Annotated in this window: 16 protein-coding genes and 1 pseudogene; 5 read left to right on the top strand and 12 right to left on the bottom strand. The window is 57.4% G+C overall.

Going from position 1 to position 17,893, the window contains the following annotated elements; genetic code table 11:
• Window positions 1-37: 37 nt before the first annotated feature.
• The 4 genes from C7476_RS24725 to C7476_RS24705 all read right to left on the bottom strand — a co-directional run bounded on the left by C7476_RS24725 (window position 38) and on the right by C7476_RS24705 (window position 2,931).
• Window positions 38-631: an ATP-binding protein gene (locus C7476_RS24725; protein ID WP_114432592.1), complete on the bottom strand. Its 594-nt coding sequence runs from the start codon at window positions 629-631 to the stop codon at window positions 38-40.
• Window positions 632-932: 301 nt separating this feature from the next.
• Window positions 933-1,364, bottom strand: coding sequence for a thymidylate synthase family protein (locus tag C7476_RS24720; protein WP_114432606.1), 432 nt, complete (start codon window positions 1,362-1,364; stop codon window positions 933-935).
• A gap of 157 nt (window positions 1,365-1,521) precedes the next feature.
• A complete protein-coding gene (locus C7476_RS24715; RefSeq protein ID WP_114432591.1) occupies window positions 1,522-1,713 on the bottom strand; it encodes a DUF6494 family protein in 192 nt (63 codons plus the stop codon).
• 1,038 nt (window positions 1,714-2,751) lie between these two features.
• Complete coding sequence (locus tag C7476_RS24705) at window positions 2,752-2,931, bottom strand: hypothetical protein (RefSeq protein ID WP_114432589.1); 180 nt, start codon at window positions 2,929-2,931, stop codon at window positions 2,752-2,754.
• A gap of 389 nt (window positions 2,932-3,320) precedes the next feature.
• Here C7476_RS24705 and C7476_RS24695 point away from each other — a divergent pair, with 389 nt between their 5' ends.
• Entirely contained in the window at window positions 3,321-4,193 is an 873-nt protein-coding gene (locus tag C7476_RS24695; protein ID WP_114432587.1) for a LysR family transcriptional regulator, read from the top strand.
• Between the two features lie 536 nt (window positions 4,194-4,729).
• Here the strand turns inward: C7476_RS24695 and C7476_RS24685 are convergent.
• The 3 genes from C7476_RS24685 to C7476_RS29185 form a co-directional block, all read right to left on the bottom strand.
• Window positions 4,730-6,679, bottom strand: a complete 1,950-nt coding sequence (locus C7476_RS24685) for an ABC transporter ATP-binding protein/permease (RefSeq protein ID WP_425374025.1) — start codon at window positions 6,677-6,679, stop codon at window positions 4,730-4,732.
• Window positions 6,680-7,053: 374 nt separating this feature from the next.
• Complete coding sequence (locus C7476_RS24680; protein ID WP_114432585.1) at window positions 7,054-7,317, bottom strand: hypothetical protein; 264 nt, start codon at window positions 7,315-7,317, stop codon at window positions 7,054-7,056.
• 149 nt (window positions 7,318-7,466) lie between these two features.
• Window positions 7,467-7,658 (bottom strand): DUF4167 domain-containing protein, encoded by a 192-nt coding sequence (locus C7476_RS29185; protein WP_114432584.1) that lies wholly within the window; start codon window positions 7,656-7,658, stop codon window positions 7,467-7,469.
• 31 nt (window positions 7,659-7,689) lie between these two features.
• Here C7476_RS29185 and C7476_RS27925 point away from each other — a divergent pair, with 31 nt between their 5' ends.
• From C7476_RS27925 to C7476_RS24660, 4 genes are all read left to right on the top strand, one after another.
• A complete protein-coding gene (locus C7476_RS27925; protein WP_147274728.1) occupies window positions 7,690-8,157 on the top strand; it encodes a hypothetical protein in 468 nt (155 codons plus the stop codon).
• Window positions 8,158-8,694: 537 nt separating this feature from the next.
• Window positions 8,695-9,447 carry a protein-L-isoaspartate(D-aspartate) O-methyltransferase gene (locus tag C7476_RS24670; RefSeq protein WP_114432583.1) on the top strand — a complete coding sequence of 251 codons (753 nt, stop codon included), beginning with the start codon at window positions 8,695-8,697 and terminating at the stop codon, window positions 9,445-9,447.
• Window positions 9,444-11,918: a polyamine aminopropyltransferase gene (locus C7476_RS24665; RefSeq protein ID WP_114432582.1), complete on the top strand. Its 2,475-nt coding sequence runs from the start codon at window positions 9,444-9,446 to the stop codon at window positions 11,916-11,918. The genes C7476_RS24670 and C7476_RS24665 overlap by 4 nt, the downstream gene beginning before the upstream one ends.
• A gap of 425 nt (window positions 11,919-12,343) precedes the next feature.
• Complete coding sequence (locus C7476_RS24660; RefSeq protein ID WP_114432581.1) at window positions 12,344-13,144, top strand: methyltransferase domain-containing protein; 801 nt, start codon at window positions 12,344-12,346, stop codon at window positions 13,142-13,144.
• On the opposite strand, the gene C7476_RS24655 is transcribed toward C7476_RS24660, so the two are convergent.
• From C7476_RS24655 to C7476_RS24625, 5 genes and pseudogenes are all read right to left on the bottom strand, one after another.
• On the bottom strand, window positions 13,141-13,380 hold the full coding sequence (locus C7476_RS24655; RefSeq protein ID WP_114432580.1) for a hypothetical protein: 240 nt from the start codon (window positions 13,378-13,380) through the stop codon (window positions 13,141-13,143). The genes C7476_RS24660 and C7476_RS24655 overlap by 4 nt on opposite strands.
• A gap of 572 nt (window positions 13,381-13,952) precedes the next feature.
• A complete protein-coding gene (locus tag C7476_RS24645; protein ID WP_114432578.1) occupies window positions 13,953-14,399 on the bottom strand; it encodes a PPC domain-containing DNA-binding protein in 447 nt (148 codons plus the stop codon).
• 6 nt (window positions 14,400-14,405) lie between these two features.
• A pseudogene (locus C7476_RS24640) lies at window positions 14,406-14,720 on the bottom strand (SDR family oxidoreductase); the annotation flags it as partial.
• An 83-nt stretch (window positions 14,721-14,803) separates the two neighbouring features.
• On the bottom strand, window positions 14,804-14,995 hold the full coding sequence (locus C7476_RS24635; RefSeq protein WP_114432577.1) for a hypothetical protein: 192 nt from the start codon (window positions 14,993-14,995) through the stop codon (window positions 14,804-14,806).
• A 1,226-nt stretch (window positions 14,996-16,221) separates the two neighbouring features.
• Complete coding sequence (locus tag C7476_RS24625; protein WP_114432604.1) at window positions 16,222-17,295, bottom strand: sensor histidine kinase; 1,074 nt, start codon at window positions 17,293-17,295, stop codon at window positions 16,222-16,224.
• Between the last annotated feature and the right edge of the window lie 598 nt (window positions 17,296-17,893).

Here is a 17,893-nt window from a genome sequence, read left to right as displayed (position 1 = left end):
ATCGCCGTGCGAAGTGCGATGAAGGACACGATGGATGTTATCCCCTCGGCGAAGCTAGTGGACTTCCTCCCAGCGTCTCAATTGGATCTGGCAGATCGGCGAGAACTTGGGAGACGAGAATCCAAGGCGCTTTGGTTCCATCAAGATGTAGTACAGGTGCAATTTGTGTCTCCAACCACGCCTCGTGCCGCGCCAAATTCCGTCCCGGAAAATCCGGTTTGTCATATTGAGCAGCCCAAGCGGCAAACGCTGTATGGATTTCGTACATATCGCCCGATTGTAATATTCGGTTTCCGTATCGTTCATGTTCCCGCCCCAATAGCCGTTCCATCCGAATTGGCGTCGGAGTGTACACAAATACAATCAGATTGACGTTCTCGATTAAAGTATCTCCCCATCCGTCGAATGATCCGGACAGCACCCAGCCATCCTCGCCTAGCGCTTCTTCGATCAGGCGGACGCGATCGGCAGGGGGACGCTTAGTCGAGAACGGGGGATTGGTCGGGTACCAATAGAAGTCATCACAATCCACATGGCGGACTCCCAACGCTGCAGCAAGGGCACTGCCTAGCGTTGTCACTCCTGAACACGATGCTCCAGTTATGTAGATCGAGGGTTTCTCCGGTTTCATCGCCAACCTCTTGAGGCCACGTCGTATCAAACCCAACAATACCTATAAGCTGTCCTCGCTGCCAACTTCGCATGAGGGCAGGGAGGTGTCGACCTTTTCGACGTGGTATCGCGCAGTGTTCGGGTCGACGGACCAAATCGCGGCGATGCTCGATTCTTGAAAATGTTTGATCTTATAGAAGAGGAGAAACGGCTTATCGTGTGAACTCCAGGGTGAAATGTGCCCCCTGATGCTGGTGACACGCCGTTGTTCGTTTCATAGAGAAATAGGAAATAATCCCAGATCGATACGAGCCGGGTCTTCATTGGTCGCGGTGATTTCTGGTAACTTCGCCACCTCCCGTAAGCCATCTTGCATCGAACCAGCGGTCCGCCGGCCCGTCATAGGGCAGCCGCGTGACATCCCAGTGGCTGACGAAGCGTGCGTAGGCGTCCCAGACCGGTGGGCCGCCGCCGATGAAGACGACACGGCCGGCAAAGCGCCTGAGTGTGTCCTCGGGATCCATGCTGGAGCGAACGACGACAAGTTCCCGGTCCGCCCGAGCAAAATCCGGAACGCTCGCGATCGTCTTGGGGCCGGCGAGCAAGACGTTTCCTCTCGTGAGGTCGAAGAACCGTGCAATGTCAGCGACGAACTCCGGCGACCGGTCGCTTTCCCATGGAAGGCCGCCTTTGAGGCCGAGCTGCCCCGCTTGGCCGATGGCACAGACAACCCTAACGACAGCCTTCCTCATGACAACTCCATCCATAGCTGGTCTGATGGATCTGTTGGAACGTTCTGGTTACCCGCGGTACCCGGATCGTCTAGCTCAGAAAGCTCCAAACTGCACCAGCGGTAAACGCCGCCTCTTTGCTTCGCCCGCGTCGACGCGCTTGATTGCTTCGCCAAGCCTACGGAAGTTCGATCTCGCCCTCCACCACGTGGGTGAGGCCCGTGCCTTCCGCCGTCAGCGTCATGCGGACCTTCAGCTTCTTGCCGCTGATCTGCCTTTCACGCACCGTCTCCTCGATCTTGCGCTGTGAGGTGACGCCGACTTCCTTCAGGAACTTGCGGATCGAAATGTTGAAGGCGTCTTCGCTCATGGCAGAACTCCCCTGTGTCGGGAAGGGATTGTAAGGGAAGGCGAGTGGTGAGGGAAGCAGGACGCTGACGCGCGATGCCATGCAAACAGACGCCGAGCCGACAGGGAACATCGCTGCGGCAGTATCACTTGGGTCTATGGCGCGATTACAGAGGAGTTGTAGACCGTCAGGTTCAATCCGAATACGCATTTTCCAGCATCTTTAAACGAACGTTGATGCCACTTTTGCGGAAATTAGGTAGCAAAGACCACTAGATGCTACCTAATTCATTGAAAAGACGGAATAATATGGATTTGGTTAGATTGCCCTTCAGGTCGCCTTCGCCGACGTGTATCGGTTCGACTTGATCGTCGTTCTTCGGAAAGCCGTGGAGCCAATGGTAGCCGCCAAATACTACCGAGCCAATGAGAGCGAAATGCAGCAGTGGCTTTCCAGAGCGCGCGGTAAATAACCGGAGCTTTCTTGGCCATATTGACATCCCCTTGCGATCGAGGACCGCTGCTGCCAATTTGATTTGGGCCAAACTGTGCCGACAGCATGTAGGGAAACACAAGTACGTAACTGTAACAGCCATGGACAACATGCCGCTGCTGCGGGCCGCTTGGGTATGGCAGGTCGACAAGCGGTCAAGGTTCTCTATCCGGCTCCCCTGCGCGACTGCTTTTGGAACTTGCTGTTTCTGACCTGTATCGCGCCAAATGGTCGAACACAGTCATGATGAATGGATCAACGCTTTGCTCACAAGCAGGGACGATCTGACCAGAGAACGGCTCGAGCGGACCCGCCACCTGATGAACGCCCATGTGCGCGACGCGCTTGTTGCAGATTTTGATCAACTCATTGGCACTCTTTAGGTGCCGGATCCTGATGATCGCCACGTTCTGGCGGCGGCCATCAAGGGGCGGGCGGCTTGATCGTCACAGCAAATCTCAAGGACTTTCCCCGCAGCAAGCTCGCACCGTGAGGCATTGAGGCCCAACATCCCGATGAATTCCTAACGCACCGGTTCCACCTTTCGCAGCCGAAGTCGCATAGCCGTCACGTACTCTCCTGTTCGCGTGCGCGATACAAGGCATCGATCGCCGTCTGTATCTCCACCACGTTCTTCAACGGACCCGGGTTTGCCCCGTTTTGGGCAATCTGCAGGATTTCCTGCCGGCGGGACGAAATGAGTTCCTTTATCGCCGCATCGATTTCGTGGACGTGTTGTGCTGCCATGATCGGTCTCCGGGATTTGTCAGTGTGGTATGCCGCTCAATGGTGTCGAAAATCAAACCAACTGCTGTGCGTGCATTGGGAAATGCACTGCGGGACGGACGAATGCCATCAGAGAGGCATCCTCAAATCACCGCGGACTATTCGGACTGCATCCTCCCTGGTGATGCCGGCGTCGACGAGCAGTCGATCGTTTGGCTTGCTCAAGATCTCCAATAACAACTGCCGTTCACGTCTGGCGGCCCGCCACACTCTGAAGAATTGTATCACACGATGTCGGTCGTTGTGCATTTGGCGCTCCTGGATCGAGACACAGGATTCGCCACAGCTTGACATTTAACAAACGAATAGAAATCATGGCTGCCATTTGAAATTTTTATCGAGGCATCCTTGTGAATCTGCCATTGGACAGTGAACTGCTGCGTACGTTTGTGGCCGTGGCTGCTGCCGGGAATGTCACCCGCGCTGCAGAACAAGTCGGCAGAACACAATCCGCGGTCAGCATTCAGATCAAGAAGCTCGAAGAGACCTTGGGTGAGAGCCTTTTCGAGCGAGGCTCACGCGGCGTGGCGTTGACGCCACAGGGAAAGCTCCTGCTCGTCAGCGCCAACAGGATCATCGGCTTGCTGGACGAGGCGGCCGCCGCGATACGGGCGAAACCGCTCGGCGGTCCTGTCCGGATTGGTATACCGGAAGAGTATGGCTACACTGTACTGCCGCGCGCGTTGGCAGCCTTCGCCAGCCAGCACCCGCATGTCGAAGTGACTGTGAAATGTGGATATTCCGCCGCACAGTTGGCGGCCATCGACGCGGACGAACTCGATCTTGCGGTGATTTTCGATCAGGAGCAGCCGACGACCGGGGAGGTGCTTTTTGTTGATCCGACGGTCTGGGTGACCTCGGAAGTGCACTGCGTCCATGAGAATGACGTCGTCCCGGTTGCGATCTATGAGCGCTCCAGCTGGTGCAAGAAATTCGCTGTCGGATCTTTGGACAAAGCCAAAATCAACTATCGCGTGGCCTATAGTTGCGACACGAGCGGCGGACTCAAGATTGCAGCCGTCTCGGGACTGGCGATCGCGCCCCTTGCCAGCAGCAATATTCCGGCAGGTTGCCGCGCCCTGACGGAAGCAGACGGCTTTCCCCAGATAGATTCCTCGAATGTGGTGCTCAGACGCAATCCTCGCATAAAAAGCGCCGCTATTGATGGTATGGCCACTATGATCAGGGACGCGTTTCGACCCATCAGCGTAGCGCTGTCGTGACTGCGGGCTTCTCGCGTTCCTTGTGAAACATTCGGGCAAATGACGAGGCAACCCTTCGCGATACCGTCATCCCGGTTGCCGAAACAGTTCCTTCAGTCGTATGCGCAGCTGCCGTTCAATAGGCGCGAACGCCGTTGCTGCCGGTGACCCGATGGCGACACAAGTCAGCAGGGACGGTCCGATGCCCAGCCGATGCATGGTGAAGGCAGATACAAACGGTGCTCGGACGATGCAAGCAGACGGAACGCGCTCGCCGTAACCCATGCTGCCGACCAGCGCCAGCAGAAGCGTCCCCTGCGCAGTGCTTAAAAGGCCGCTGCCAGGGCCGAAGACGACAGCAAACGCCCGTTACCCAATTGCCGCTCCACAGTAGGCTATCGCCGATGTCATCAGGCCCGTCGAAATGATTGCCAGACCCAGAGGTTGCAGTCTGTTAAACGCAAGCCGTTCCCGAATACTGGGTCAGCTGAGCTTGCTCATGGCAAATCTTCCGAACTATGCGCTGGTTTATTCGACCTACTGCCCAGCGATTTTTGCTATTCAGCGGCGACCATTGAATATCTTCGCCGCACGAAGTTCGGCACCTCAACCCGTCCCGGCGTCGGCTGAATGTCGTGGAGTTCGGCAAGTCCGTTCCTGATTTCCAGCATCTGCGAATAAAACTCGGATCCGCGAGCCGATTTCGGTGTTTCCTGCTCGTGCATCACACTGATGACCGTGATACCCTGGCAATGATCCTTGATGGCCTGATGGAATGCAATTTTGGATTCTGGATCGAGAGCACCTGTGGCCTCGTCAAGGAACAATATATTTGGCTTGTGCAGTAGGATTCTCGCAAGCACGAGTTTCTGTTTTTGGCCGCCGGACAGAAACTGGTCCCATGGAGTGCCATCGCGGTCCTCCCGTTCGAGGTTCTCGATGAATTCTCCCATCCCGGCGCGATGAAGTGCCGCTGCTGCTGAGGGATCGCCAAAGTCTGCTTCATTGTCCGGTAGACAAATTAGCTGCTTGAGGGACACTGTAGGGAGCTTCACTTCCTGCGCCGCGTACATTGCCGTTGCGTTTTCGGGATAGATTATGTCACCCCGCCCGTATCCCCAAAGCCCGTTCAGCGCCTTCAGCAGGCATGTTTTCCCGCAGCCTGACTCACCCCTGAGGTAGACCCACTCACCCTTGTGGATATGCAGATGGGATACAGACAGGAACGGTTGCGCCGCATCCGACCGATGCATGAGCTCGAGATTGCGCACCGTCATGCCGAAGAGTTCGTGCTGTGTGCCGTAAGAGAAGTCATTGATTCCGCTCGACCGATAGAAATCCTTCGGCCGCTGGACTGATTCAACGGCTAGTGCCAGTTCAGTGACGCGTCTTCCGTTCGCCTTCAGATTGGCAATGGCGGGCATCACCTGAATGAACCACGAGCACTCGTTGATCATTGAGCCGACCAGCTCGGCTCCAGTAATGTAGCTCTTCAAGCTGATCGTATTGCCCATATAAGGAAGCAGACCGGGCAGATAAGCCACCACGCGAGCAGCGAAGAAGTTATAGACGGCCGTGAATGACATGTATGCGGCATCAAAGCGGTTCAACTTGGACCAAGTTCTGTCGATGCCTGAATAGAGGCGAGTATTAGCGATACGCTGCACATTTTCGCCGTTTGAAGCGGCCACCTGGAAACTGCGACGAAGAAATGTTGTCAGTTCGCTGCGGTAACTGCCCTCTGTCTGCTGCATCTCCAGCGTAAGCGTTTCAAGTATACGGCCGATCCTCAGTGCAACCCAGGTGCTGAGAGGGACGTAAACAGCGATCGCCACAAAAGCGAGTATGGCGCTGCCATATGATCCGAGGAATTCAAGCCCGCTGACTTCGGTCGACATCTCAATGAGCTTCTGCCCGACGAAAATGATTGACATCGCGACGCCCAAAATCCCCATCGCGAGACCGATTGCACCGCCAGTCATGCCTTTGATGGATTCTTGCAATCGCTGATCTAAATTGTCAGGCATTTCCGCACGTTCCCCCTGCTGGAGGTGATAATGCGTATGATTGGCGTCGAGGAGGGCATCGTTGAAGCGAGAATTCAGCCAGCCGCGCCACTTGCGTTGCAGCGTCGTCGAAAATAGATGGCGCAAGCCGACAAAACCTGCCTCCTTCACAAACATGATCAGGATGAGAAGGCCCACGTTCGTAAGAATGATACCGAGGGGACGTTGGCTGAAAGGATCATGGATATTGACGATCGAGTTGAGAAGCTCGCCTGAAGCCTCCGCCATCCAGACGCTGGCCTTGCTTCCAGCTGCTGTCAAAACCGCGATCGCGGCAGTCAGGAGCCAGGCTTCCATCCACTTCTCTGACAGCCAGTACGCCCGCATCAAACCCCACAGCGTCGTCATGGAGGCCACGGTACTGGCGCCGAATCTGCGCTGTGAACGGCTTTCGCCTTGCTGTTTGCCAAGTTGCGATTGAATGCCGCTGGTCAAAGTCATCCCTTATTAGTCACACAATGTTACGTATTGCAACAAACCGTGGTTAATAAACGGTTAACTTTTTCCAAATCGGCGTCGCTGCGGTCGACAATCGGCGTACTCGACTCCAACAAGCGATCAGGACAGGCACCCGAGGTATGGACGATGACTTCTAAGGTCGATCCATCAGCCAACAGCACATTCGTGTAACCGGGAACAGGCTAGGCACGAGTCAGGGGAAAGCTGGAATGCTATCAGCCCGTCACCGGGGGCATTATTGGAAAATTCCAGTTGAGAATGGACTAATTTGGCGGGAGCAGGTCAATGCGTACGACTAAAAACATTCGGGCGAAGAGGGACCTGCGCAGGTCTCAATCGATGAGAACGGCTACGCCCTAACGATTTGTCTTCGACATTTTCGATGAATCATTGGCGGCCTCTCTAGCCAGGCGAAGTGCGCGCAGGCGTTCAGTCTTGGCTTGCGTGGCGCGTCCGCTGGCTGCGTATTCCTCGACAGCTTTTGCCGCCTCGCGAGCACGTTGTTCCTGCATGACGCGTAAGGGTGGCCGTGGGGCCGCAGTGACATGATCATCATTGTCGGGCAGCGTCTCGTCGAAACGCTTTTGGTTTTTGGCCCATTTCACAGGTACAATATTCATGGAATCTGCTCCTTTTGTTGATGCGATTTCAGCTGCGTCGATGACACTTCGGCCTGGGAATTCTTCCTGTGTCCGTTATTCAATCAGCGTTCCTGGCGGGTGGTCCTTGTTTTGGAACTTCCGAGCCCGGTATTCAAAGTCCTGACAACCTATTTGATCGTCCGGAAATAGTGCTCGGCGTGTTGATAGTAGTTCTCTGCTTCTATTCTGTTTCCGGCACGCTCTTCGTCGCGAGCGCGGAAAAGATATTGCTCATAGCTGTGTTGAGGCTTCTGATTGAGGGAAGAATGCAGCGGGGCTATGCCTGGCCGCTTCGTTGATCCAGTTTGGCTTGTATTCATTCGGTCTTGAGCCGCTTGGCGGCTCACTCCTTTGGAACGTGGCGACTTTGACGTCGCAAGGGTTGAAATTCAGGATATTCAATCGATTTGTTCGGCGACGATCTGGCGCATTTCTTCGCGTGTGAATCCTGACGCCAGCATTTGGCGCGGGCTCGTGATTTTCCTCGGCAACATGTTCGGCATTTTGGGGTCGATTGAACGCGGGCTGACCGCGCTTTGTTTCATTTCGATATTATTTTGCATATTAGAATCCATTCGCCGCGCAGCATCGCCCGCAGCCGTTCATTTTGAAAATCCGTCGAATACAAGCAAAGGAGAGGCATGCTGCGTAAATGTCAGCATTCAAACTTTGAGTGGTGCGGTAAAGGTTCTGCGCTCAATCGGAGCCTGCAGAAATGGCCGGACTAATCTTGTCGACCAACCTTATATGGTGAGAGAAAGCCATATTTCAAGGGCTCAGGCGCTTCAGTCTTGTGCCTTGAGATCCCATCAGGAATGAGTCGCGGCCTGCACCGTGGCAAAGTGAGGCCGCTAGACGCTCTGGAGGCCAATCATGCCCATGATAGCAGATCAAACTCGAGCACAGACCGCTACCCGCGTCGATCTTCGCTATTTTTGTGTCGTTGGAATTTGAAGGCCGCCATCAGCGACAAGGTCAGCAGGAGCCTTGCGATGCTCACGACAACATGCACGTCCGCAGGGTCCTTACTCACCTATGACCCAACGGGCTTCCTATAGCAACGCTCTTGCCCGCCCCGTGACATTGTGTCGGTGACCACTTGCGAACCGCGACCTTGAACCTCTCCATCTATCAGCGGCAAGAAGGGCGCCGGTCAGCGGCCACGATGTCGAAGCCACGTTGCGCGAGCATCTGTCGGCACGATTTCTTCGCCCATCTTAGCGCGGATCTGCATCAGCAACGCAATCCTTGACGCCGATTTCTGATAGAAGCCATCATTGGCGAGCGCCGATCGAATTTTGTTCAAAATTGCCTTCACCGCCACTATACTCGGTGTCTTAGCCGGGAGAGGGGTTCATGCCTCCACTAGCCCAGTGCCAAGCGTTACTCGCCGCTGCTCTCGCGATCGCTGTCGCCGTGGTTTCGACATCCGCGCCCGCGCAGGATCGCCTCGCCGAGCGTGCGGCGATGATCGAAACAATCAAATCGCACGCCGGCTCAGCGCCGTCAGCGGTAGAGGCACAGGGTATCGATCCGGCAGTGCTGAAGGCGATGGGCAATGTGCCGCGCCACCTTTTCGTACCCGAGGCGCAACGTGGCGCGGCCTATCGAGATCGGCCATTGCCGATCGGATTCGGTCAGACGATCTCACAGCCCTTCATCGTCGCGCTGATGACCGACCTGATCAAGGTCGGGCCTGGCGACACTGTCCTCGAGGTCGGCACTGGCTCGGGCTATCAGGCGGCCGTCCTGTCGCCGCTCGCGGCGAAGGTTTACTCCATTGAGATTATACCGGAACTGGGCCATAGGGCGGCCGCCCGGCTTGCGGAGCTTCGCTTTGACAATGTCGAAGTGAAGGTAGGCGACGGCTACTATGGCTGGCCTGCGCACGCGCCTTTCGACGGCATCGTGGTAACAGCCGCTGCCAGCCACATCCCGCCGCCTCTGGTCGAACAGCTCGCCAAGGGGGGCCGGATGGTCGTTCCTGTGGGAGGTCCCTTCGCGATCCAGTTGCTCATGCTGGTCGAGAAGCGGCGGGACGGAAGCATCACGACCCGGCAGCTGCTGCCGGTGAGCTTTGTGCCGCTGAGGGGCGGCAGGGTCCGATGAGATCGGGCCGCCTGCTGCCGGTCAGCCTCATATCGGCTGCGATCCTTGCCCACGAAGTGCTGCTGATGCGGCTCTTTTCGATCATTCAGTGGCATCATTTCGCCTATATGATCATAAGCATCGCGCTCCTGGGCTTCGGCGCGAGCGGTACATTCGTTGCGTTCGCCCGCCGCCCGCTGGTGGAACGATACCCGGCCGCTTTCGCAGCGTCGGCAGCACTGTTCGGCATTGCTGCGGTTGTCAGCTTCGCCGGCGCCGAACGCCTGCCGTTCAACGCGCTAGAGGTCGTTTGGAATCCGTGGCAACTCGGTTGGCTCGCAGCCAGCTATTTTCTGCTGATGCTGCCGTTCTTTTTCGGTGCAACCTGTATCGGCCTTGCCTTCAGCTGCTATCCTCGCCAGATCGGACACGTCTATGCCTTCGACCTTATCGGCGCGGGGATCGGTGCGCTGGGCACCGTCGGACTCCTGTTCCTGGTCTTTCCCTCTACGGCGCTGCGCCTGGTCGCAGCGCTGGGATTAGCGGCGGCGGCCCTCGCAGCGACGGGCATGGCTCGCCATCGGTGGCTCGCCGTGGGCAGCCTCGGACTTGCAGCCGCGGTCACCGCGGTGTGGCTACCACCGTCCTTGACGGCGCTTGGCCCGCACATGTCGCAGTACAAGGGCCTGCGCCTGGCTCTCGAAGTGCCAAACGCGCGGGTGGTCGAGGAGCGATCGAGCCCACTCGGACTACTGACGGTCGTCGAGAGCCCGACCGTCCCCTTCCGATACGCACCGGGCCTCAGCCTCGCCAACACCCAAGAGCCCCCCACGCAACTCGCCGTCTTCACCGATGGTGACAGTATGACGGCCTTCACCGCCTACGGTGGCAATCCGGCGACGGTCGCTTATCTCGACCGGACAACGGCAGCACTCCCGTTCCGCATCCTTGAGCGGCCGCGAACGCTAATCCTCGGTGCCGGGGGTGGCGAGCAGGTGTTGCTGGCGCTGCGCGCGGGAGCCAATACCGTGGCTGCCGTAGAGGTCAACTCGCAGATGATCGACCTGGCTCGGCATCGCTTCGCCGACTTCGTCGGCGGCATCTTCAGCCGACCGAACGTGCGTTCACATCTAGCCGAGGCGCGCGCCTTCGCTTCGACTACCCGCGAGCGTTACGACCTTATCCAGATACCGCTCCTTGATTCCTTCAGCGCCGCAGCGGCCGGCGTGCAGAGCGTGCATGAGAACTACACCTACACCGTGGAGGCACTGCAGGATTACCTGGCTGTGCTGAGACCGGATGGAGTCATCGCCACCACGCGATGGCTGCGCGTGCCGCCACGCGACATCCTCAAGCTTTTCGCCACGGCTACCGTGGCGCTTGAAGCGGAGGGTGTGGTCGAGCCAGGCCGGCACCTGGCGCTGATCCGGAGCTGGAACACTGCAACCCTGCTCGTCGCCAAGTCGCCATTCACGGCCGAAGACGTCGCAGCCATTCGCGGCTTCGCGGCCGAGAACTTCTTTGACGTCTCCTGGGCGCCGGGTATTTCCGCGAGCGACGTGAACCGCTACAACCAGCTCGACCAGGAATATTTTTACGAGGGAGCCGTCGCCCTCCTTGGCCCTGAGCGTGCCGAATTCACCGAGCGCTACAAGTTTGATATTGCGCCGGCCACGGACAATCGGCCCTATTTCTTCGACTTTTTCCGCTGGCGCGCCCTGCCCGAACTCCTGACGCTGCACACGCAAGGCGGAGCCGCGATGCTCGACTGGGGCTACCTGATCCTGGTGGCGACGCTCGTCCAGGCCGCGATCCTCAGCGCCATCCTGATCCTGCTGCCGCTCTGGCTTGGCCGGCGTTTATTCGCGAGAGCCGTACACCGACTGCGCGCCGGACTCTATTTCCTTGCCTTGGGCCTGGCCTTCCTGCTCATCGAGATCGCCTTCATCCAGCGCTTCGTGCTGTTCCTCGGCCATCCGTTATACGCGGTTGCTGTCGTGCTTGCAGGTTTCCTTGCCTTCGCCGGGCTCGGTAGCGCGCTAGCCGCACGCTGGATGGCTGCGGTCGGTCGCGGATCAGCGGTGCGCAGCATTGCCCTCGCTGTCGTGGTGATCGCATTCCTGGCTACCAGCTACCTGTTCGCACTGCCCTTGGTATTCGAACGGCTGCTGGCACTCCCGGATGCCGCGAAGATTGCGGTCGCACTCCTCCTCATAGCGCCGCTCGCCGTCTTCATGGGCATGCCGTTCCCCCTTGGCCTCGGCCACGTCGGCGCACGCTCGGAGGCCTTTATTCCCTGGGCGTGGGGAATCAATGGCTGTGCGTCGGTGCTGAGTGCGATCTTGGCCGCATTGCTTGCAATGCATGTCGGGTTCACTGGCGTCGTGGCGATCGCCACCGCGCTCTATCTTGTCGCCCCGGCCTTGCTCGCCGGGTGGTGGGATCGACACGATCGGCAGACGTCGCAAGGCTTGGTCCCAGATCGGAGTTAAACCAACTGCCTCCGGTACGGTGTCAGCTTTGAAACGTCATATCACCGCGCGAAATAGCCGAAATGGGATCACAACTTGCCGCGTGATTGCGTTTTTCTTCGTTGCTGTGGTGAAACTGTTTCGGGCAACGCCAACTGCGGATCCAAAGGTTTCAACGTCAGATGTGTAAACTGCCATCATAAGGCGCTTGTCGAAGCGCGCATTTTCTGAAACGCCCTATGCACGTCCGGTCTCAAATCCGTTCCGGTCGGCCGCGAGAGATTGCACCGAATGATTTGCGGCGTCACCTGGGTCAGCATCAACGAGGTCGCAAGTGGCGATTGGGCGATCGGCGGAGATATGCTAGTCTCGGAAATAAGTAAAGGCGATCGCCGCCGGACGCGCGGCATAGTTCGGCGCGCCGCTCCAGACGATGAGGCGACACAATGACCGCTCCGATTTCGCAAACCTTGATCGACGCCGCGAATGCCTACGAGGCGCTGTTTGTTCCGGCACTCTTTCGGCAATGGGCCCCAGTGGTGGCAGATGCGGCCAAGATCGGGAGCGGCGACCGCGTCTTGGACATTGCCTGCGGCACCGGAGTCCTGGCGCGCGAGGCGGCAACGCGGAGCGGACAATCTGGCCGCGTCGCCGCGCTCGATCCAAACGCTGGAATGCTGACGGTGGCGCGAAGTCTCGCGCCCGGCATCGACTGGCGCGATGGGGCGGCCGAGGCGCTGCCGTTTCCGGATCGCTCGTTTGATGTCGTTGTATGTCAGTTCGGCCTGATGTTTTTTTCAGACCGCGACAAGGCGATCAGGGAGATGCTCCGGGTGATGGTCCCTGGCGGTAGGGGCGCGGTTGCGGTGTGGGATGCCATCGAGAACGCCCCCGCATTCGCTACCCTCGTGGACCTGCTGGACAAGGTCGCCGGAAAGCGCGCCGGCGACGCGCTTCGAGCGCCTTTTGTGCTGGGCGACAGGCAAGCGCTCGCCGCCTTGTTCAAGGATGCCGGAGCCGACCCGATCAACATCACGAGTCGTGGCGGCGCGGCGCGATTCCCCGACATGCGCGAGTTTGTAGAGGCGGAACTCAGGGGCTGGCTGCCCGTCATGGGGGTTGTGCTGCCGGAGCCGCAAATTGATCGCCTCCTGGCGGAGGCGGAAAGGGTTCTCGCTCGCTACGTTACCCACGATGGCCTTTCGTTCGCTATTTCGGCGCATCTGGCAACCTGGAGACGACCTTAGGTGGTGGAGGACCACGAACATTTTGCTTCGGCACAAGCGACCCCGAAGGAGCAGATCATGTCAGCCCGGCCCAAGTCTCGTACCGCCGCCGTCAACGGACGGCGGTGGGGTGCCCGCGCCCGCAACTGGGCCGCGCCACGCGCCTCTCCCTTGCCGGGATGCGCGTCGTCTTCACCTTCGTCGATGACCTGCTCGAAGCCCTCAAGCGCCTCGGGGATGGAGCAAGAGTTGCTCAAAGTCGTACGTTCTCATGACTGTCATGGGGATGAGAAGCAGAGTGGTGTATCGCCGACTTTACATCGACGTCCCGATCAGATCTCGGACGAAGCATTGGTCACGCTCTTATCCGCGGATTGGTTGCCGCATTTCCCATTTTCGTCGCGGGCCGCAGGCGTGACGGGCAGGCGGTCACCGAGACGATCGAGCCGGACGGGAAGGCCCTTGCGAACGCGATCCGCGGCCAAGGCGATGGTGGCCCGGCCGTCCTCCGACGCAAATGGCGTGTTCCGGAACTGCGGCTCGCGACGGGTTCACCCGCGTGGTTGACGTGACACGCGAGATATCATCGAGCGTCTGAACGGCAGAGATGCCGCCTCCGACAATGATCACATGTTGGCCAACGAACTCGTCGGCCGTCCAATAGTCCTTTGTGAAGTTGCATTCCCTTGAAGCGCTTCGCGCCAGGATATTCGGGGATAGCCATGTAGACACCTCCGAACCAACGGAGGATCTTCTGACATCCTCTTATGTGACTTTCGTAGCTGACCGTCGCCCAAACTCACCTGCCACCGCAACGTTCTCAAATATACTATTGAATTATAAGTAGATTCGCTCCGATCATGAGGTCTAGTCTACGCTCAAGTTTTTGTGCATGCACTATAATGGTGATCCCGGTTCCAACCTCCAATGCCAGAAGATGGCCGGCAACGGACGCGAACCTATGATCGCAATCGACCCCGTGCGCATGAACTGAAGGTTTGCCATCTTTCCAAGCCAGCGTTCCGATAACGCTTGCCATCTCGACGTTCTCGAACGATCCTGGATCGTATTGTTTCTTGACGAAATCGAAAAAGCCGAATGTGGCAAGCCTTGCGAATCCAAAGGCCGAGAAGCTCGCCGAAGGGATCTGTTCGTTCTGCATCAAAGCCTCAAGTTCGACGAACATGTTGTCCCCTTGAAGCAATACCATGAGATAACCCGTTGGCGTCTTGATGAGCCTGGCCGTTCCGGTCTCACCAGATGGGTTGGGCATCATGACCTCCTATGCGATTGTCGGTGTAATGCCGCCCTCGACACGCAGCGCTGCTCCGTTGGTCGCCGCCGACAGCGGGCTTGCCACATAGGCCACCAGATCGGCGATTTCTTCGGGTTCGATCATGCGTTGCAGCAATGACGTGGAACGTTCGTTGCGAAAGAATTCGGCCTCCATCTCCTCGGGCGGCAAAGACGGGTCGCTGGCGACGCTCTTCAGGAAGTCGACGATGCCTTCCGATCGGGTAGGGCCGGGAAGGATGGAGTTTACCGTGACACCCGTCCCCTTCGTCAACGCTGCCAAGCCGCGCGATATGGCGAGTTGCTCACGTGAGCTCCGCACCGTCCCAGGTGTCCTGGTGTTTTCGAGCATCCAGTCAGGGAAGGAGACGAGCAAGAGCTACCTTGTCAGCGTATGGCGTTCGGGCTGCCCCTGCGTTTCATCTCCAAAGCATTCAGCTCGTCTCTGATACGCCTGGCCTCGGCAGCCTCCAGCAGAATGGCGTCGAAGCCGTCAACCGAGGCCGGTTTCTCGGTAAACACGTCATAGACTGTCCACTTATCCGTCGTCTCACGTCTGATGTCGAACCTGAGGGTCATGCTGAAGCCGTTTGCAAGACGCGGTGGCCCAGGTCCACCGCCAATCCGCGGGTCACAAACTTCTATGGATCATGCGTCCGGTCTGGAACCCCGGTGTTCAGGAACAATTAAAATCAGACTTGGTTCCGCCTCTGCCGGGCGCAGGGACAGCGGAACCCTCCGATGTGCGAAGTTTCGATACTTTATTCACCGAAACAAAGCATTCCCCGGACTCGCCATACGCTTTGTATTTTTTGTTGAATTTCGTCCGCAGTACGATGGGGAAAATCCTTGCCGAGGGCTGCGGCCATTATCGAAGCGTTCGTTACCTTAGGGCGGGATTCATAAGCGATTCTTGCCGGAGCCGACCGGCCGGGACGCAAATCGGCGGTGGGATGTTGAAGGGCTGATATGAAAAGAATCTCTTCTAAATCAGACCGTTGCTGGAAACCGGCGGGCTTTCAGCTATCTCAAGAATACAGGGTATCAACTCTTGGTCCACCTCCGGTCCGGCTGGACCAAGACAATCCTTGTCCCTCTTGTGCGTGGGCGCCAGCGTATGTCACAAGCATGAACAAAGAAGCGGAGTGAGAGGAACGACGTTGAATTGGGATGCGATAAAATTTCACGATACCTTGGCTCGCGAGATATCGAGACTGCAACACAATGAAGCATTGTCCGATATTGAGCGGGAAACTTTCATCGTCGCCTTGAGCGAATTGAGTGACGCAGTTTTGAGTGCCGAGCCTTATCCGATGGCGGTTGACGCGCACCTTGACGTGGAGAGCTTGCAGGCATTGCGTGACGCGATACGGCTTATACAGACAAAGCGAATTGCTCGGGAAAGCGCAGCCAAGCGAGCATTTACCTACAAGTCTTTTGACCTCATGACACAAGAGGAAGCCAATTGCAGCGGTAGCGACAATGTGGTCGTTGCAAATTTCCGATCGCCGCAAAAGAGATGATCGATAAATATAGGGGAAGAGGAAGAGAGATGGCCGAGCCTTTATTGGTCAGACCAGCCAAACAATAGGTCAACAATTGGCGGGCGATAGTAATATTTCCGTTACTCTACGTCCATTTTGGTCCCATTGCATCCTGGAACAATCCCTTCAGCCCAGCCTCTGCTGGGTTTGGAATTCTGCAGCCTCGAACCTGGCATCCATTGCCTTCCGATTCCATTGCGCGCCGTTAGATCTATGGGGAACGCTACTTGTCCACCAGACGGCACGTGCCGGCGGCGGTGGTCATGCCGCCTTTGGTAGTCGCGAGGTGAAGGTCGCCCGCGTGATCGACACGCTTGTGCCTTTTGCACTGCTGGCAACATCCATCTTCGCATCAAGTTGCCTGACCAATGCCTGAACGATGGCGGTCCCCAGTCCGCCGGCGGTTTCGCTGGTGGTAACGGTGTTTTTGCCGATGCCATTGTCGGAGACGATCAACTTCCAGTCGGTCTTGTCGACTTCATAGGTAACAAAAATCGCATCTTCTGCCTTGAGCAGCGGAAATGCGTATTTGATGGCATTGATCACCAGTTCGGTGACGATCAGCCCGACGCTGACAGCCTTGTCCGAGCCGATCCACTCCTTGTCCGCAAGGACGTTGATGGCGACCGGATTGTTCTCGCCGGTCATCGAGGCGGCCAGACTGGCGCAGAGCTTGGACAGGTAAGAGCCGACTTCAATCTGGTCGACACTTATCGACGTATGCAAGTGTCGCTGCACCTCTGCCACCGACATCACACGCTGATGCGCGTCCTGCAGATGCAGCCGTGTTTCCTCCGACGTGATGGCGCGTGCCTTCAAAAGCAAAATGCTGGCAATAATCTGCAGGCTATTGGCAACACGATGTTGCATTTCCTGTAGTAGCGTATCTTTCTGGCGCAGAAGCTCTTCCGTCTGCTGGAGGAGATTTGCCTTTTCCCGCTCGATCATGCGCCGGTCCGTGACATCGGAAAATGCCAGAAGGATCGTTGAAAGGCTGCTGTCGTCATAAAGCACTTTTCGCGCGTTCAGCAGCATGGTCCTGTGGCCGAGATTGGGGAAATCATGCTCTACCTCGAAGCCGTCCATGGCGGTCTTTTCGGGTATGATGGTTTCCAGAAGAATGCGTAGGGCAGGGATGTTCCACTGGCCGTCCCCCAGCGAATAAAGCAAACGAGCGCGTGTTTGTTCGGGATCGACCTTGAATTTTTCGTAGAAGGACCGGCTTGCGGCAAGGACGCGAATTTTATCGTCAAGCACGAGAAAGGGTTCGGGAATGGTGTTGACGATAGCTTGCGCAAGCTTTTGCGCGTCTTCGAGATTGGGCAGGTCGATCATGACAAAGGGTGGATCCGATCCGAACCCGGTACGGCTTCGATACGAGCGCCCATTTGATCCTCGGGCGATAATAGACTGTTCGCCCACCAATGTCGCCAACGGATTATTCACTGCGCAGATCGTCTGAATTATACGCTTTGGGCATTTTGTCACCGACGTGGATGCAATCACTCGCGGAAGATTAACCTTCAGGAACTGGCGCGGAAGCTCGGCAGAAACCACAGCGCCATGCACAAGGAGCCGGCGCCAAGGCTGAAATGCGCGGAGTGTGGATCGAAACAGCTTGGCAGTGCTACGCCATATTGAGCACACCAGCTGATTCCGTCCTTGGGTTTTGCTAATCGACCCAGCACCGCCACCATTCTCAGGAATAAATGGAAGGATGAACTGAGCAAGCGCTGCATTATCCGTTACGATAAGGAAGCTTTCTGGGCGCTGGCGAAGGAAATACGCAAGCCGGTCGTGCTACCTGCAAATCAGGCACTGGACGCACTTCGCCTGTCAGCGAAACAATACGGGCGGCACCGGCTCTTACCATCCAGGACATTGCAGTAGGATTGCGCGTCCTGCGCTTCGAAATGGCTGGCACTGCGGCCCC

The organism is Phyllobacterium bourgognense (assembly GCF_003337575.1).
Taxonomy (GTDB): Bacteria; Pseudomonadota; Alphaproteobacteria; order Rhizobiales; family Rhizobiaceae; genus Phyllobacterium; species Phyllobacterium bourgognense.
Note: the sequence above shows the minus strand (reverse complement) of the source record. Positions and strands in the feature narration are given on the sequence as shown.

Bases quoted from the DNA above. Each gene is read 5' to 3' on its own strand.
- C7476_RS24725 (WP_114432592.1), bottom strand. From the start codon at position 631: ATGAAACCGGAGAAACCCTCGATCTACATAACTGGAGCATCGTGTTCA.
- C7476_RS24720 (WP_114432606.1), bottom strand. From the start codon at position 1,364: ATGAGGAAGGCTGTCGTTAGGGTTGTCTGTGCCATCGGCCAAGCGGGG.
- C7476_RS24715 (WP_114432591.1), bottom strand. From the start codon at position 1,713: ATGAGCGAAGACGCCTTCAACATTTCGATCCGCAAGTTCCTGAAGGAA.
- C7476_RS24705 (WP_114432589.1), bottom strand. From the start codon at position 2,931: ATGGCAGCACAACACGTCCACGAAATCGATGCGGCGATAAAGGAACTC.
- C7476_RS24685 (WP_425374025.1), bottom strand. From the start codon at position 6,679: ATGACTTTGACCAGCGGCATTCAATCGCAACTTGGCAAACAGCAAGGC.
- C7476_RS24680 (WP_114432585.1), bottom strand. From the start codon at position 7,317: ATGAATATTGTACCTGTGAAATGGGCCAAAAACCAAAAGCGTTTCGAC.
- C7476_RS29185 (WP_114432584.1), bottom strand. From the start codon at position 7,658: ATGAATACAAGCCAAACTGGATCAACGAAGCGGCCAGGCATAGCCCCG.
- C7476_RS24670 (WP_114432583.1), top strand. From the start codon at position 8,695: ATGCCTCCACTAGCCCAGTGCCAAGCGTTACTCGCCGCTGCTCTCGCG.
- C7476_RS24665 (WP_114432582.1), top strand. From the start codon at position 9,444: ATGAGATCGGGCCGCCTGCTGCCGGTCAGCCTCATATCGGCTGCGATC.
- C7476_RS24660 (WP_114432581.1), top strand. From the start codon at position 12,344: ATGACCGCTCCGATTTCGCAAACCTTGATCGACGCCGCGAATGCCTAC.
- C7476_RS24645 (WP_114432578.1), bottom strand. From the start codon at position 14,399: ATGATGCCCAACCCATCTGGTGAGACCGGAACGGCCAGGCTCATCAAG.
- C7476_RS24635 (WP_114432577.1), bottom strand. From the start codon at position 14,995: ATGACCCTCAGGTTCGACATCAGACGTGAGACGACGGATAAGTGGACA.
- C7476_RS24625 (WP_114432604.1), bottom strand. From the start codon at position 17,295: ATGATCGACCTGCCCAATCTCGAAGACGCGCAAAAGCTTGCGCAAGCT.